Origin of the sequence: Mycolicibacter engbaekii (genome assembly GCF_002101585.1) — a bacterium.
GTDB classification, from domain to species: domain Bacteria; phylum Actinomycetota; class Actinomycetes; order Mycobacteriales; family Mycobacteriaceae; genus Mycobacterium; species Mycobacterium engbaekii.
In genome coordinates this window covers 97,482-112,676 of sequence record NZ_LQOT01000025.1, presented here as the reverse complement: position 1 = coordinate 112,676, position 15,195 = coordinate 97,482, and the positions used below count along the sequence as shown (strand labels likewise).

At 68.9% G+C, this 15,195-nt stretch carries 15 protein-coding genes; 9 read left to right on the top strand and 6 right to left on the bottom strand.

Annotated elements, in window-relative coordinates; all coding sequences use genetic code 11:
* Positions 1–20 precede the first annotated feature (20 nt).
* Positions 21–443 (bottom strand): hypothetical protein, encoded by a 423-nt coding sequence (locus AWC02_RS07705; RefSeq protein ID WP_085128186.1) that lies wholly within the window; start codon positions 441–443, stop codon positions 21–23.
* Between the two features lie 265 nt (positions 444–708).
* Positions 709–2,277, bottom strand: a complete 1,569-nt coding sequence (locus AWC02_RS07700; RefSeq protein WP_085128185.1) for an acyl-CoA carboxylase subunit beta — start codon at positions 2,275–2,277, stop codon at positions 709–711.
* A 267-nt stretch (positions 2,278–2,544) separates the two neighbouring features.
* Between AWC02_RS07700 and AWC02_RS07695 the strand changes: the two genes are divergently transcribed.
* The 5 genes from AWC02_RS07695 to AWC02_RS07675 are packed head-to-tail and all read left to right on the top strand — an operon-like array spanning position 2,545 to position 6,258.
* Positions 2,545–3,390, top strand: coding sequence for a class I SAM-dependent methyltransferase (locus AWC02_RS07695; RefSeq protein WP_085128184.1), 846 nt, complete (start codon positions 2,545–2,547; stop codon positions 3,388–3,390).
* Positions 3,391–3,440: 50 nt separating this feature from the next.
* On the top strand, positions 3,441–4,247 hold the full coding sequence (locus AWC02_RS07690) for an acyl-CoA thioesterase (RefSeq protein ID WP_085128183.1): 807 nt from the start codon (positions 3,441–3,443) through the stop codon (positions 4,245–4,247).
* A 60-nt stretch (positions 4,248–4,307) separates the two neighbouring features.
* Positions 4,308–5,591 carry a DUF4226 domain-containing protein gene (locus AWC02_RS07685; protein ID WP_085128182.1) on the top strand — a complete coding sequence of 428 codons (1,284 nt, stop codon included), beginning with the start codon at positions 4,308–4,310 and terminating at the stop codon, positions 5,589–5,591.
* Positions 5,592–5,611: 20 nt separating this feature from the next.
* A complete protein-coding gene (locus tag AWC02_RS07680) occupies positions 5,612–5,959 on the top strand; it encodes a hypothetical protein (RefSeq protein ID WP_109560918.1) in 348 nt (115 codons plus the stop codon).
* On the top strand, positions 5,956–6,258 hold the full coding sequence (locus AWC02_RS07675) for a hypothetical protein (RefSeq protein ID WP_085128180.1): 303 nt from the start codon (positions 5,956–5,958) through the stop codon (positions 6,256–6,258). Before AWC02_RS07680 ends, AWC02_RS07675 begins: the two co-directional genes overlap by 4 nt.
* Here AWC02_RS07675 and AWC02_RS07670 read toward each other — a convergent pair.
* Positions 6,233–7,021, bottom strand: a complete 789-nt coding sequence (locus AWC02_RS07670) for a hypothetical protein (RefSeq protein WP_085128179.1) — start codon at positions 7,019–7,021, stop codon at positions 6,233–6,235. The genes AWC02_RS07675 and AWC02_RS07670 overlap by 26 nt on opposite strands.
* Before the next feature lie 190 nt (positions 7,022–7,211).
* Between AWC02_RS07670 and AWC02_RS07665 the strand changes: the two genes are divergently transcribed.
* The 4 genes from AWC02_RS07665 (at position 7,212) to AWC02_RS07650 (ending at position 12,555) form a co-directional block, all read left to right on the top strand.
* Positions 7,212–7,904: an ankyrin repeat domain-containing protein gene (locus AWC02_RS07665; RefSeq protein WP_085128178.1), complete on the top strand. Its 693-nt coding sequence runs from the start codon at positions 7,212–7,214 to the stop codon at positions 7,902–7,904.
* A 5-nt stretch (positions 7,905–7,909) separates the two neighbouring features.
* Positions 7,910–8,785, top strand: a complete 876-nt coding sequence (locus AWC02_RS07660; protein ID WP_085128219.1) for an oxidoreductase — start codon at positions 7,910–7,912, stop codon at positions 8,783–8,785.
* A 220-nt stretch (positions 8,786–9,005) separates the two neighbouring features.
* Positions 9,006–11,372, top strand: a complete 2,367-nt coding sequence (locus tag AWC02_RS07655; RefSeq protein ID WP_085128177.1) for a lysylphosphatidylglycerol synthase transmembrane domain-containing protein — start codon at positions 9,006–9,008, stop codon at positions 11,370–11,372.
* A 4-nt stretch (positions 11,373–11,376) separates the two neighbouring features.
* Complete coding sequence (locus AWC02_RS07650; RefSeq protein ID WP_085128176.1) at positions 11,377–12,555, top strand: FAD-binding domain; 1,179 nt, start codon at positions 11,377–11,379, stop codon at positions 12,553–12,555.
* A gap of 2 nt (positions 12,556–12,557) precedes the next feature.
* Here the strand turns inward: AWC02_RS07650 and AWC02_RS07645 are convergent, their stop codons facing one another.
* From AWC02_RS07645 to AWC02_RS07635, 3 genes are read right to left on the bottom strand one after another with little or no spacing between them, the layout of a single operon-like run.
* A complete protein-coding gene (locus tag AWC02_RS07645) occupies positions 12,558–13,637 on the bottom strand; it encodes a galactokinase (protein WP_085128175.1) in 1,080 nt (359 codons plus the stop codon).
* Positions 13,634–14,716 carry a galactose-1-phosphate uridylyltransferase gene (gene galT / locus AWC02_RS07640; RefSeq protein WP_085128174.1) on the bottom strand — a complete coding sequence of 361 codons (1,083 nt, stop codon included), beginning with the start codon at positions 14,714–14,716 and terminating at the stop codon, positions 13,634–13,636. Before galT ends, AWC02_RS07645 begins: the two co-directional genes overlap by 4 nt.
* The gene (locus AWC02_RS07635) at positions 14,713–15,189 is read right to left on the bottom strand and encodes a DUF309 domain-containing protein (RefSeq protein WP_085128173.1); all 477 of its coding nucleotides are present in this window, start codon (positions 15,187–15,189) and stop codon (positions 14,713–14,715) included. Before AWC02_RS07635 ends, galT begins: the two co-directional genes overlap by 4 nt.
* Between the last annotated feature and the right edge of the window lie 6 nt (positions 15,190–15,195).

The following is a 15,195-nucleotide window of genomic DNA, read 5'->3' as shown; positions in this document are numbered from 1 at the left end:
CTTGCGACAAACGGTGCTGGTCAACGCGATGTGACCTCAATTGTCGCCGAGGCGCGAATACCCCGTAAGAGATAATTGGTCGCGACGACGTGCACCCGGGTCCCGATCACCAGGGTGCGGTAGATGCGGCCGTGCGGCCCTGGAAAAGCCGCATAGGTCTGTGCGTGTACGCGCGTAGCGCCCGTCGAAGCGTCGGTGAGCTCGAAGACCAACCGATACCGGGAGAATCGATGCCGGCCCACGAGAATGATCCGTTGCAGCTCAACACTTTCGGCCACTGCAAAGCCGGCGCGGGGCTGCAGGCCGAGCGGCGCGAGAAGCGGATTGTGTTCGTTGGCGCGCAACATGGCCTCGACATAGCGCTGCAGGGCCCTCCAAACCCGGTCGCGCGGCGCGTCGATCCGTAGCGTGTGTTCATCGATGTAGGGCAGGTCGATGGTCATGGCGATCCCCTCGTCTGGTTCGAGACGGCGTGGCGAAAGTCGTCGGCCAGTGCCGGCTGCAGGCCCGCCCCGTACGTGTGCCCCCGCACCGCTGCGACGCCGGGACAGCCGAGCCCGGGAATCCACTCGAAGGTCCCGGCCATGTCTTACTGCTCATGTCATGTAGACGATTCCGCGCGGGCAACTGTGACACCAGCGAACGGTCACGTTCACCGGCCACCTTCCGTCCTAGCAGAGGGCCGGCGGCTCAGCTCGACGTAAGCCCTCAGAACGTGTCGACGAAACGCCGCGGCGGCACGTCACGGCCGACCGCTTCCGACGCCGCCAGTGTCGCCGCGATCAGACCCCGGGTCTCGGCGGGGTCGATCACGTCGTCGATCTCGAAAATCGCTGCGGCGTTGAGGGCTTTGGCGTGCTCCTCGGCGGCGGTGGTGGCTTGGCGCACCCGTTCCTCGCGCTCGTCGGCGTCGGCGATGGCCTCGAGTTCCTTGCGCAGACCCAACCGGACCGCGCCCTCCAGCCCCATCGGGCCCAGGTGCGCGCCGGGCCAGGCCACGGTCAGCACCGGCTCGTGCAGGCTGCCGCCCATCATGGCTTGAGCACCCAGCCCGTAGCCGCGGCGCAGGATCACCGCGATCAGCGGCACCCGCAGCGCGGCGCCGGCCACCAACAGCCGAGATGCTCGCCGCACCAGGGCTTCTGCTTCGGCGGCCGGGCCCACCATGTAGCCCGGGCAGTCGATGAGCGACACCACCGGCAGCCCGAAGGCGTCGCAGAGCTGCAGGAATCGGGCGGCCTTGTCCGATGCGCCGGCGGTGATGGCCCCGGCCATCACCATGGTGTTGTTGCCGATGATTCCGACCGGGCGGCCTTCGATGCGGGCCAGTGCGGTGACCATCTCGGGGGCGAATTTCTCCCGCAGGAAGGTCACCGAGTCGGCGTCGGCGATGGTCTCGATGATGGGCTTGAGCGGGTAGGCGCGCCGGGCGCGCTCGGGAATCATGGTGCGCAAGGCGTTTTGGTCGGGTGCCGGGCCGGCCGCGGTCGCGCCCTGGAAATAGCCGAGCACCTTCTTGGTCACCGCGACGGCTTCGGCTTCGTCGGCCACCACCACATCGACGACGCCGTTGGGTGCCTGTACCGAGAGGGGCCCGACGTCGTCGGGGGCGACCTGGCCCAGGCCGCCGCCGGCGATCATCGCCGGGCCCGCCATGCCGATCGAGGTATCGGCGGTGGCGATGATCAGATCCGAACAACCCGCGATGACGGCGTTGCCGGCAAAACAACGGCCCTTGACCACGGCGATGCGCGGCACCAGACCGGACAGTTTGGCCCACAACGCGAACGCGGGGACATCCAGAGACGACACCGTCGGGTAGTCGGTATCCCCGGGGCGCCCGCCGCCGCCTTCGGCGAAGAAGACCGTGGGCAGGCGCATTCGCGCGATCAGCTCGAACAGCCGGTCCTTCTTGAAGTGGCCGATCGCGCCCTGAGTGCCGGCCAGCACGGTGTAGTCGTAGGCCAGCACCGCGCACGCGCTGCGCTCGCGGCCGAACACCGCGCTGTTGATGGTGGCGGTGCCACCAAGCAGGCCGTCGCCGGGGGTGTTGGCGATCAGGTCGTCGATGTCGCGGCGGGCGCGTTGGGCGGCGATCGCGAACCGCCCGTACTCCACGAAGCTGCCGGGGTCGACCAGGTCGGCGATGTTCTCCCGCGCGGTACGGCCGCCGGCGTCGTGGCGGCGTTGCACGGCCTGGGGGCGCGCCGCGTCCTCGGTCAGTGCGCGGCGGCGCAACAGTTCGAGGTGGTCGTCGCGCAGCGGAGCATCAGGCATAAGAGATTCCTTCACTGTCGAACGTGAACACCATCATGGGCCACCCGTCGCAGCCGAGCGCGGCACCCGGCGGATCCCCCGAGGCTGACATAACGGCCACTGTCGCTCAGAGGCGGGCAAAAGTCTGGTCACCCGGGTCCGGCGCACGCGGCTCCGCACACCCCCACCGTCTGCGTCATCGCACCCTGCCCGGGACCGGTCTGGGTGTAGAACGTCTGGCCATCCACGGCTGACAGGCTAGACCGCGCCGCACCTTACGCTGGGGCCATGGCCAACGAGGATCAGCAGCAGTCTTGGGCGACCCAAGGGGTGGATTGGGTCGACAATGCGGCAATCTTCGAGGCGGCGCTTGCCCCGTTCGCCGACGCCGTGATGCGGGCCGCCGACATCCGAGCCGGCGCAAGGGTGCTCGACATCGGTTGCGGTTCCGGGACGCTGTTGAAACGGGTGGCGGCACTGCGCGCCGTCCCGTTCGGCGTCGATATCTCCGAGCCCATGGTGACCGCGGCCCGCCGGCGGGTTCCGCAGGCCACCGTGACGCTCGGGGACGCCCAGACCCTCGATCTGCGGGCCGGCGGGGCGCCGTTTGACCGGGTCGTCTCGCGGTTCGGGGTGATGTTCTTCGACGACCCGGTGGCCGCATTCATCAACATCCGCAGCGCCGCAGCGCCGGGTGCCGGCTTGGCGTTCGTGTGCTGGCGCGAAGGCGACAACCCGATGTTCTCCGTGGGCGTCGACCTGCTGGCCGCGCAGCTGGAGTCGCCACCTGCCGCGGTGGACGCCAGCGCGCCGGGTCCGCTGGCCTTCGGCAACGCCGACCGGGTGCGCGCTGTCCTGACTGACGCCGGCTGGGCCCAGGTCGGCGTCGCGGCCTATGACGGGGTCTGCAACTTCAGCATCGACGGCAGCGACGGCGTCGAGGAACGCCTGACGATGATCCTGTCCAACCGCACCGGCCAGCAGGCCCGCACCGAACTGCCTGCCCGGCTCGGCGCGGACGGCTGGGCCGCTGTGGTCGAGGAACTGCGTGACGAGCTGCGCCGGCACCGCGTCGACGGAGTCCTGAAATTCCCCGGCCACACCTGGGTGGTGACGGCGGTCAATCCGGGCTGACGGCCCGCGATAGCGTGACCGATATCGTTCCGCCTGCCGGGAGGGCCGCTGTGACCGAACACCCCTTCGACCGCGCCGTGCGTCTCGACGCCGTCGACGCCGAGACGTTCCGCGGGGCCACCGACCCGGCGTGGGCCAACATGGTGGGGCCGTTCGGGGGGATCACCGCGGCGGTGCTGTTGCGCGCCGTGGAGTCCCATCCCGACCGCATCGGCGATCCACTGGCGCTGACGGTCAACTTCGCCGCGCCCATCGCCGACGGCGAGTTCGACATCAGTCTGCGGGCCGCCCGCACCAACCGCAGCAACCAGCACTGGATGCTCGAGCTTCGCCAGGGCGGCGAGGTCAAGACCACCGCGACCGCGTTGTTCGGCCTGCACCGCGACACCTGGGCCGACGACGAAACCCACCCGCCGAGCGTCCCCGCCCCCGAGGACGTCGCCCGCGGGACCTTCGTCGACGCGATCGTCTGGGCCAACCGCTACGACATGCGGTTCGCCGAAGGCCCGGTGCCGCTGCGGGCCGTGGAACCCAGTACTTCGTCGACGACGACGTTGTGGGTGCGCGACGTCGAAGGCCGGGCCGTCGACTTCGCCGCGCTGGCCTGTCTGTCGGATGTCTTCTTCCCGCGGGCCTTCCTGCGCCGCGGCAAGTTCCTTCCGGCCGGGACTATCTCGCTGACCACGTATTTTCACGCCGACCAACGTGAAATCGACGCTCTGGGAAGCGATTACCTGCTGGCCAGCGCACACGCCAACCGGTTCTCGCGAGGCTACTTCGACCAGAGCGCGCACCTGTGGTCACGCACCGGCCAGCTGCTGGCCAGCACTCATCAGCTGGTGTATTTCAAGGACTGACGTCGTCACGGGCCCTCAGGTGAATACCGCGAGCGCAGCCACTGAACTAACGTCGCAAATATGCCCGAGGAACTCGGCGCTCACGCCGATGCCGCGCGCGAACGCGAGGACGTCCTGGCGCGGCGGCTGCAGACCTCCGCCAAGGCCGACCGGGCCTTCGCGGCGACGGTGCACGGTGCCACGCAAGTGGCCCTGCAGAGCCGAAAGCGGCTCGACGGTATCGAGGCCGAGCTCCGCGCCGTCCTGGCCCACCCTCGGGCGCTGGCGTTGGACAGCCCCGCCGGTGCCCGGCAGTTCCAGCGTTTCCTGGCCGCCAAAAGCCACGACATCCACCAGGTGATCGCCGACACCGTCGCCGACAGCCAAGCCCGCGGGCAGGCCGTGCGTGCGGCGCGGGGCGGCTACGCCACCGAGGACCGGAAACGGCCGAGCATCCAGGCCGTCGACCACTCCTTCAAACTGTCCCCCGCCACCGATGACGAACGCCGCCGAAATCAGGCCGCCGCCTTCCGGGAGGTGTTCGGACGCGACCCGGTCTCCCGGTCAGATTGGACCACCGCAGGCGCACTCGATGCACATACCTACAACCCGATCTTCCGGGGCGTGAATTCCCAGGTTCGGGTCGCACGGATCGAGCCCGTACCCGGGCAGGGTGTGGTTCGTACGTCGCAGTGGATAGAGCAGCCGTGGGTCAGAAGCGGCTTCAACGCACGCGACGCCGGCAATGGCCGCGGCCCCAACGCGAACTTCGATCCCGAGGACACCAAAGTCACCACCTACATCGACTACGACAACGGCATCGTGGTGATGCGGCAGAACCCGTCTGTTGAAATCGACCCCGACGGCTCTCCCACGCGCGTGAAAGTCGGTATTCCGCAAGGCAGCGTCGCGCAGGCTCCTGACGGATCGGTTCGGATCAAATATGACGCCGGAAATCCGCTGGCCCCAGATTTCGCTACTGACGTTCGCGGGCCGCTGGGCAATCACCGCCTGAGCGTTAACGGCGATGTGGTCTTTACCCCCGGACCGAGCGGTGTGCATGTCGACGGAACGCGTACCGACTATCCCTCCATGGAGATCTACCAAGACCTGCCCAATGGAAGTAGCCGCACAGTGTTGATCGATCCTGCGCAATCGGGCAGTAGCGCGGGACCGGTGTTCAACCTTCCGTTCCACCACGACATCGGCGTCGGCGGCAAGGCGTTCGCGCCGTTCGATCACGGCGGTTCCTGGAATCCGCGCTTCGACGTCCGAACCCCGATCCCCGCCACCGACTTCGGGCCGACTACCGCCCCGCCGTCGGCGTCGTCGGCCTCGGGCAGGCCGGGCGGTGTCCCCGCATGAGCATCGAGAGGAGCTGGTAAATGGCTGGCGCACTACGGAAACGTCGGCGCGACAGCAGTCCGGATCTCTGGCGGACCGCCACGTGGGCGGCACCACTGATGTTCCAGGGTGTGTTCGCAGTGGCGGTGGGCCTCGGCTGGCTGTTGTGCCGCTTTCCGATCGACAGTGATGCCGGATATTCCATCATGATCGCGGTCTCTACCACTGTCGCGACTGTCGCATCGCTGCTGATCGGTGTGAAGCTGCAGGGCGCTGATTCACCGCGCCGGCGCGGCCAGGGATTGGCCCTCGGGGGAGCCGGTCTGGCAGCCGCCGCCGTCGGCTGGTCATACGCCCTGTCCTACCTGCTGCTGTTGAACGCCTCATGAGCGCCCCGCCCGCCGAAGACCGCTACAGTCGGCACGGTTTCCACGCCGCGCTGGCGACCATCGCGATCGTCGAGACCGCGACGTGGGTGACGGCTCCCTATTGGATCGCTCAGCTGTACCTGTTGGGCATCGCGACCCTGATCGTGGTGCCGACCGGCTTCTTCATGTGGCAGACCGGCGGCGTCAAGACCGCTCAGGTGGGCTTGGGAATGCTCATCGGCTACCTGGCGACGCCACTGACCGTTGCGCTGGTCGTCATCCCCCCGCTGGTGTTCACCCTGCTCTTGCATCCGGCGTGAAGTCACCGCGACGCCGCGGCCCGTCGTACTTGCCGTTGAGCAGCTTCGCCACCGTGCCGGCCTGCCACGGTCGGCCGGTCGGCGTGCGCTGCCCGGCGGAGTTGAGCACCCGGGCGGTGGCCGCCTGGGTGACACCGCATCCGTGCACCAGCCAGCGCACGTAGTCCTCCAGCGGCCGCTTGCGCTGCGGCCACGGCACCGTCGCCGACGGGAGGGCCGGCGGTAGCGGGTTCCTGGTGTCGTCGGCCCGGATTCGCCGTACCGTCTGCGAACCGCGGGAGCCACCCAGGGCCAGCTCGATCTCCCTGCTCAGGCTCTTCGCGCCTTCGGCAGCCAACGCCGCCTGGTCGAGGTCGTCGACAGCCCGCACCTCACGGCGCAGCGCGAAGTCGATTTCGTTCATCCCACCGTCGATGGGCGCTGAGAAGAGATCCCGCGTCAGCCGCAGGTTCAGCCCGTGACGCTGCAGCACCATGCTCATCCGCCGCAGATGCTGCTCCCGGGTGAAGTCCGGGCCGGGGAACGGCACCCAGACATCCATGCGGCCCGAGATGGCCCGGCCCACCGCTGCGATCACGGCGCCGACGCTGGTCAGGTCGTCGGTGGCACCGGCCTCGCCCGCCTCGAAAAAGAAGGACTCGACGATCATGCAGTTCTTTGTGGCCGCATCGGTGGCCAGCTCGGCACGAAGCTCGACGGTCGCTCTATCCCCGAGCAGGATGATTCGAGTGACCGCAGATGGATCCTCACCGGATTCCGACATCGATTCCTTTCGATTGTCCAAGAGCACGTAGTAAATTGCCTGCCCCGGAACTGTAACGACGCCCACCGACAAGTCGTCTGCGTCGCACTACCGGCAGCGGCGGCACGCAGTGCACCGCACGCCCCGACAAGACTTGGCGCACAACCACGTCCAACCGAACTTGTCGGACCCCCTCGATACGGTTGGGCGCATGGACGAACCCCCTTTAGATTGGCCCGGCGTGTTGGACCCTTCTCTGCTGCCGGAGGAGGTCAGCGCAGCCGGGCACAAGATGGCCGATGCCGCCGACGCCGGCGACTGGCCGGCCCTGTTCGATCTGCTCGATGCCGTTCCGGCGCTCAACGTCAATCAGTGGCGCCCCGGCAGTCCCGAGTGGATCACGCCGCTGCATCACGCCGCCCGGCACGGAGCGGCGGATGTCGTTGCCGAACTGGTCGAACGGGGAGCGCTGCGTTCGCTGCGCGACGCCCGGGGCTGGACGGCACGGGACACCGCGCTCGACCAGCGGCACCCGCTGCCGTTGATCAGGTTGCTGACCCCGCCTCCGTCGCCGCATTCGGTTGAGCGGGTCCGCGCACTGGACGCCAACCTGGAGTGGGCCATCGACGGCACCATTCGCACCACCCAGATCTTTTCCGATCTCACCGACCACCAGCTGCGCCGCACCCTGCGCTACCCGCCGGTCGCGGTGCTGCACGAAGCGCACCGGTGGTCGGTGCACGTCGCAATTCCCGGGATAGCCAGCGGTATCCGCGTGCGGTTGCGCCGCGGCTACCTGGAAACCGAGAGCGCCGGCCGGGTGCAGGTGATCACCCACCGCGGCGCGGTCCTGGTCACCGACCCCACGGCGGCCACCGGCGAGCAGGCCGGGCAGGTAGCGTGACCGGCATGTCTTTCAGAATCGCGGACACTCCGGACCAGTCCGGCCGCACCTTCGTGGTGACCGGCGCCAACGGCGGTTTGGGCGAGGTCGTCACCCGGACCCTGGCCGCCAAGGGCGCCACGGTGGTTATGGCCTGCCGCAACACCGCCAAGGCCCAGGAGATCGCCGACGGGATCGACGGCGACGTCACGGTGGCGGCACTGGATCTGGGCAGCCTGGCCTCGGTGCGCGATTTCGCCGCCCAGCAGGGCCAGGTGGATGTGCTGGTCAACAACGCCGGGATCATGAACATCCCCAAGCGGCGCACCGTGGACGGCTTCGAGACCCAGTTCGGTGTCAACCACCTGGGCCACTTCGCGCTGACCGGCCTGCTGCTGGATCGGATCACCGACCGGGTGGTGACGGTGTCGAGCATCGCGCACAAGCAGACCCCGAAGTTCTGGATCGACGACCTCAACTACGAGCACCGGCCCTACCAGCGCAACCTGGCCTACGCACAGTCGAAGCTGGCCAACCTGATGTTCGCACGCGAGCTGCAGCGGCGGCTGGTCGCAGCCGGCTCGCCCCTGCGTTCCTACGCGGTGCATCCCGGCGTCTCGAGCACCGACCTGTTTTCCAACGACAAGACCATCGTGGGCCTGGTCGCCAGGTTCGGCGCGCCGCTGGTCGGCCAGCCCCCGGAGCGGGGTGCCGAATCCATTCTGTTCGCCGCCAGCGTCCCCGATGCCGACCCGAACATCTACTGGGGCCCGACGAAGCTGAACCAGTCCCGCGGCCCGGTGGGGCCGTGCCCGTCGAACAAGCTGTCGAAGGACCAGCGGTTGTGGCTCCGGCTGTGGGAGGAGTCGGAGAAGATGACCGGAGTCCACTACCCGCTCTGACCTGACCGCACACAGACGTTGCCGGGTGCGGCGCCGGCCCGGTGACGGGCCGATGGCCACCCCTGCGATCCCGCCCCCAGCCGTGACGGGTGTGACGCATGGGACTCATCGGGGGCGACGCGGCCGTATCTCACCGACAAACCACGGTGGTACCGCTACTCACCGGTTAAGTTGTGGCGAGCCGCCACGCGATGCGGCCTGAGACGGACCGAAAGAGATCATGCGAGTTGAGGGGCGCGATGTCGCGGTCACCGGCAACCTCCTACAGCCGCTGACCCGACGCACCAACGACATTCTGCGTCTGGCGCTGGCCAGCCTCTTCCTCGCGACGGTCATCACCAGCTCGCTGGTCACCCGCTACGAATGGGTGGCCCTGGAGCGATCGGTATCCGAAATCGTCGGGGTGCTCTCGCCCACCCACGCCAACCTGGTCTACCTCGCCTACGGCATCGCGATTCTGGTGTTGCCGTTCGCGATCCTGATCGGGCTGGTGGCCTCCCGGCAATGGAAACTACTCGGGGCTTACGCGGTGGCCGGGCTGCTGGCGGTGGTATCGCTGTCGATCCGCAGCAACGGCCTGGCGGCACCGAATTGGCATTTCGACCTCTCGGATCGGCTCGCCACCACGCTGGCGCAGTTCCTCGACGATCCGCGCTGGATCGCGATGCTCGCCGCCGTGCTCACCGTGTCCGGTCCCTGGCTGCCGGCCCGGTGGCGGCGCTGGTGGTGGACGCTGCTGCTCGCTTTCGTGCCGATCCACCTGGTGGTCAGCGCCATCGTGCCGGCCCGTTCGCTGCTCGGCCTGGCGGTCGGGTGGTTCGTCGGAGCCCTGGTGATCCTGATCGTCGGCACGCCGGCGCTGGAAGTGCCGCTGGACGGTACCGTCCGCGCCCTGGCCCGTCGCGGTCACACCGTCTCCGAGCTCGCCGTCATCCGGCCGGCGGGCCCCGGCCCGCTGGTGCTGTCCACCGTCGGGGCATACCCGACGATCATCGAGCTCTACGGCCCCAACCAGCGCAGCGGGGGCGCGCTGCGCCAGCTCTGGCGCAAACTGCGGTTGCGCAACACCGAGACCGCACCGCTGCACGCCTCGCTGCACCGGGCCGTCGAGCACCGCGCGCTGATGGCGATCGCGATCGGCGACAGCGGGATCGCCAACACCGCCACGGTGGCCGTCGCCTCCCTGGACCGGGGCTGGACGCTGTATGCCCATACCCCGTCCCGGGGCACCCCGCTGGCCGAATCCACCGCCACGACGCCGGTGGCCAAGCCGTGGGAGTCCTTGCGCCGGCTGCACGATCAGCAGATCTCGCATGGCGACCTGCGGTGCAAGGAGATGACCGTCGACGGCGACAAAGTGCTGTTCGGCGGCTTCGGCAACGCCGAATACGGTGCCACCGACACCCAGCTGCAGTCCGATATCGCCCAGTTGTTGGTGACGACGTCGTCGCTGTACGGCCCGACCGACGCGGTGGACGCGGCGATCGAGTACTTCGGCCGCAGCACGGTGCTGGCCGCGTCACGCCGGCTCACCAAATCGGCGGTGCCCGCGCGTCTGCGCAAGGCCGTTCCCGAGGTCGCCGGGGTGATCGCCGCCGCCCGCGAGGAGGTCAAACGCCAGACCGGCACGGACCAGATCCAGACCAAGACCATCACCCGCTTCACCCGCAGCCAGCTGATCCAGCTGGTCCTGCTGGTCGCCCTGGTCTACGTGGCCTATCCGTTCATCAGCCAGGTGCCTACATTCTTCTCCCAACTGCGCCATGCCAATTGGTGGTGGGCCCTGGTCGGGCTGATCGTCTCATCGCTGACCTACGTCGGCGCGGCGGGCGCGCTGTGGGCCTGCGCCAACGGCTCGGTCAGGTTTCGGCACCTGGCGATCATGCAGGTGGCCAACACCTTTGCGGCCACCACCACCCCGGCCGGCGTGGGCGGCCTGGCGCTGAGCACCCGGTTTCTGCAGAAGGGCGGTCTGAGCACCCTGCGCGCCACCGCCGCGGTGGCCCTGCAGCAGTCGGTGCAGGTGATCGTGCACGTGATCCTGCTGGTCATCTTCACCACCGCCGCCGGCGCCTCAACGGACCTGTCGCACTTCGTTCCCGGCGCGACCATGCTCTACCTGCTCGCCGGGGTGGCGCTCGGGTTGGCCGGCATTGTGTTGCTGGTCCCGAATCTGCGCCGCTGGCTCACGACGGCACTGCGGCCGCGGCTCAAGGAAGTCACCGGGGACCTGGTGGAGTTGGCCCGCGAGCCCCGGCGGCTGGCGCTGATCGTGCTGGGCGCGGCCGGCACCACCCTCGGGGCGGCGCTGGCACTGTGGGCCAGTGTGGAGGCATTCGGCGGCAACACCTCATTTGTCACCGTGACGGTCGTGACCATGGTCGGCGGCACCCTGGCGTCGGCCGCGCCGACGCCCGGCGGGGTGGGAGCGGTGGAGGCCGCCCTGATCGGTGGGCTGGCCGCCTTCGGTGTGCCCGCCGCGCTGGCGGTCCCCTCGGTCCTGCTCTACCGGGTCCTGACCTGTTGGCTGCCAGTGTTCGTGGGCTGGCCGGTGATGCGCTGGTTGACAGAGAACGAGATGATCTGAGCCGATGCGGATCGCGATCAGCGGTGCAGGAGTGGCCGGGACGGCGCTCGCGTACTGGCTGCACCGCACCGGCCACACCCCGACGGTGATCGAGAAGGCCGAGGCCTTTCGCTCCGGCGGCTACATTGTCGACTTCTGGGGTGTGGGCTACACCGTCGCCCAACGGATGGGCCTGGAGTCACAGATCCTGGACAGGGGCTACCAGATCGAATCCGTCCGATCGGTGGCTTCCGACGGCCATGTGGTCGCGACGTTGGACACCAACGTTTTTCGGCGCCTGATCGGCGACGAATTCACCAGCATTCCGCGGGGTGACCTGGCAGCCACGGTTTACGCCGGGATCGCCGAAGACGTGGAGATGATCTACGGCGACAGCATCACCGGGATCACTGACGGCGGCGACAGCGTCCGCCTGACCTTCACCCACGCCGGGCCTAGGGAGTTCGACCTCGTGATCGGTGCCGACGGGCTGCACTCCAACGTGCGCCGGTTGGTGTTCGGTCCCGACACCGACTTCGAGCACTACCTCGGCTGCAAGGTGGCCGCCGCCGTCGTCGACGGCTATCGGCCCCGCGACGAGCTGGCGTACGTCACGTACGCCGTTCCCGGCCAACAGGTGTCACGGGTCGCGCTGCGCGACGACCGCACCTTGACCTTATTCGTGTTCCGCGATGCCTCGCCTGAGATCTCCGACCCGGGCGCCCAGTTGCACGACCGGTTCGCCGACGCCGGTTGGGAATGCCCGCAGTTGCTCACCGCCATCGAGGGCCTGGACGGCTCGACCGGCGAGGGGCTGTACTTCGATGTGGTCAGTCAGGTTCGGATGCAGCGCTGGTCGCGAGGTCGGGTGCTGTTGATCGGCGACGCCGCCGGGTGCATTTCGCTACTGGGCGGGGAAGGCACCGGCCTGGCGATCGCCGAAGCCTACGTGTTGGCCGGCGAGTTGCGCCGCGCCGGCGGCGACCACCGGCGCGCCTTTGAGACCTACGAAGCGCGACTACGCCCGCTGATCGAAACGAAACAGTCCAACGCTCAACAACTTCTCGGATTCTTCGCCACCCGAACGCGCTTCGGACTCTACTTTCGCAACCTGGCGATCCGGGCGATGAACCTCCGGATGCTGACGAACCTGTTCGCCGGCGCCGTGCGCGATGATTTCGACCTGCCCGACTACGGGATCTGACGCTAGCCCGCCCCCGCCGCCGCGTACACCCGGCTGACCTCCGGTTCCGGGTAACCGGCCGCGGTGACCGCGGCGCGCACCGCGTCACCGACCTTGACCGTGAGCTCGGCGGGCACCAGGGCGATCACACAACCACCGAACCCGCCGCCGGTCATCCGGGCACCATGCGCTCCGGCGGCCACCGCACTGTCGGCGATCAGGTCGATGTGTTCGGTGGTGATCTCGAAGTCGTCGCGCATCGAAGCGTGCGATGCGGTGAACAGCGCTCCGGCAGCGGCGAAGTCGCGCTCTGCGCAGGCCGCGACAAAATCCAGCACCCGCTCGTTCTCGGTCAGCACATGCCGTGCCCGCCGGGCATCGACCGGGTCGCTGAGCGCCGCCAGCGCCTCGACACCCCGGTGCCCGACCTCGCGCAGCGACGACACCCCCAACGCGGCGGCGGCCCGCTCACACGATGCCCGCCGGGCGCCGTACTCGCCGTCGACGTGTCCGTGCCGCTGCCCGGAGTCCAGGAGCAGCAGGCTCACCCCGGAATCGTCGGGGTCGAACGGCACCGGGTGCACCGCGACATCGCGGAAGTCGATCAGCAGCGCGTGCGACACCTCGCCGAACAGCGAGGCCAGCTGATCCAGCAAACCCGTTGGCGCGCCGACATAGTCGTTCTCGGCGCGCTGGCCGATCCGGGCCTGCTCGAAGCGGTCGATGTCCAGACCGGCCGCCGAGGCCAGGGCGCCCAGCACCGCACATTCCAGGGCTGCCGATGAGGACAGACCGGAGCCGATCGGCACGTCGCTACGCACCGTCATAGTTCCGCCGGGGACCGCGAACCCGCTGTCGCGCAACGCCCAGACCACTCCCGCGGTATAGGCGCCCCAGCCGGTGATCTGTCCGGGTGTGGTGCTCAGCGGAATGTTCACCGGCGCGTCGGCTCGGTCGCTGACCACCGTGAGGGTGTCCGTCTCGGCGGGTGTGAAGCTGACGCTGGTGCGTTGGGGCAGCGCGATGGGCAGCGCGAATCCGCCGTTGTAGTCGGTGTGTTCGCCGATCAGGTTGACCCGGCCGGGCGCGGAGTAGGTGATCACAGCTCACGCAGCCTAGCCGCCACGGCCTCCGGGGTGACGTCGGCGATGAAGGCGTCCATCGCCGATTCCGAAGCGGCCAGATACTTCAGCTTGGTGGCGCTGCGCCTGATCGACATGAACTCGACATGGAAGTATCCGTCCGCCTGAACGCCCTGGGCGCGGTACTGGTGCAGTGCGGCCATGTAGGGCAGCGGGGCGTCGTACATGCGGTCGAAGCGGCCCAGCACGTCGTGGTAGACGGACGCGAAGTCCTCGAGCTCGGCGTCGGTCAGCTCGGTCAGATTGTGTACCCGCCGGTTCGGGTAAAGGTGCAGCTCTACCGGCCACCTCGCGGCGAACGGCACGAACGCGGTGCAGTGTTCGGTCTGCCGCACGATCCGCGTCCCCGCGGCGCGCTCGGCCGCCAGCAGATCCGCGAACAGATTGGCGCCGTGCTTGATTCGATGCTCCCGCGCCTGGGTCAGCATTGCGGCGGTGCGCGGGGTCAGATAGGGGTAGCCGTAGATCTGGCCGTGGGGGTGCGCCAATGTCACCCCGATCTCCCGGCCACGGTTTTCGAAGCAGAACACCTGCTCGACACCGGGGCGGGCCAGCAGATCAGCGGTGCGGTGCCGCCACGCCTGCACCACCAGCAGGGCATGCGCGGCCGGCAGGTCGGCGAACGACCCGGTGTGATCGGCCGAGAAGCAGATGACTTCACACCGGCCGTAGCCGGGCACCCCGACGAACGCGGCGCCGTCGGGCGGGACGGCGTCCAGAGCACCGGCCCCGGCCAGGCTGGGGAACCGGTTCTCGAAGACCGCGACGTCATAGTCGGCCGCAGGCACCTCGCTGGTCAGCCCGGTGGGGCCCGGGCACAGCGGGCAGGCCTCGGCGGGTGGGTGGTAGGTGCGGTCCTGGCGCTGCGCGGCGATGATCACCCATTGGCCGGTGGTGCGGTCGAAGCGCAACTGCGACGGCTCCGGGTCGCGGGGGGACAGCGGCCGGCGATCCGGCACCGGGGCGGCGGTGTGGCCCGGCAGGGCGAACAACAGCAGGTCGCGGCCGTCGGCAAGCGTCCAGCGAAGCGGTGTGCTCACGCGACCAGCCGCGGATGCAGCCGTTGCGAGCCGATCTCGATCCCGGCCGCCAAGTCATCGGCCAGTTGCGTGGCGAAGCCCTGCAATCCGTCGAGATCGACACCGTAGGGCGCGGGGGGCCGCACGCCGGCCAGATGATCCGCGCCCCGGCGCAGCAGACTGACCGCGCCGGTGACATTGCCGCGCTGGACGTGGGTGATGCCGACCGCCAGCTGGGCCAGCCCCTGCCAGAGTTCGCGTTCGGCGGGCGGTCGATGCTTCCAGGCGGCTTCGAGCACCTCGTGGGCGTTGAACGCCAGGCCGTCGTCCAGCAGCAACTGGGCGTAGGCCAGCATCTGGGCCGGCGGCAGGTCCAGGTCGTCGGGGACCCCCTCAACCCCACCCTGGCTGCCGCGCGGCAGGGGCCGGCCCAGCCGATCACGCGGGCGGGCGTTACGGGGGCGGCCCTCAGCGTCGCGGTCGCGGGTTGTCACCTGTCC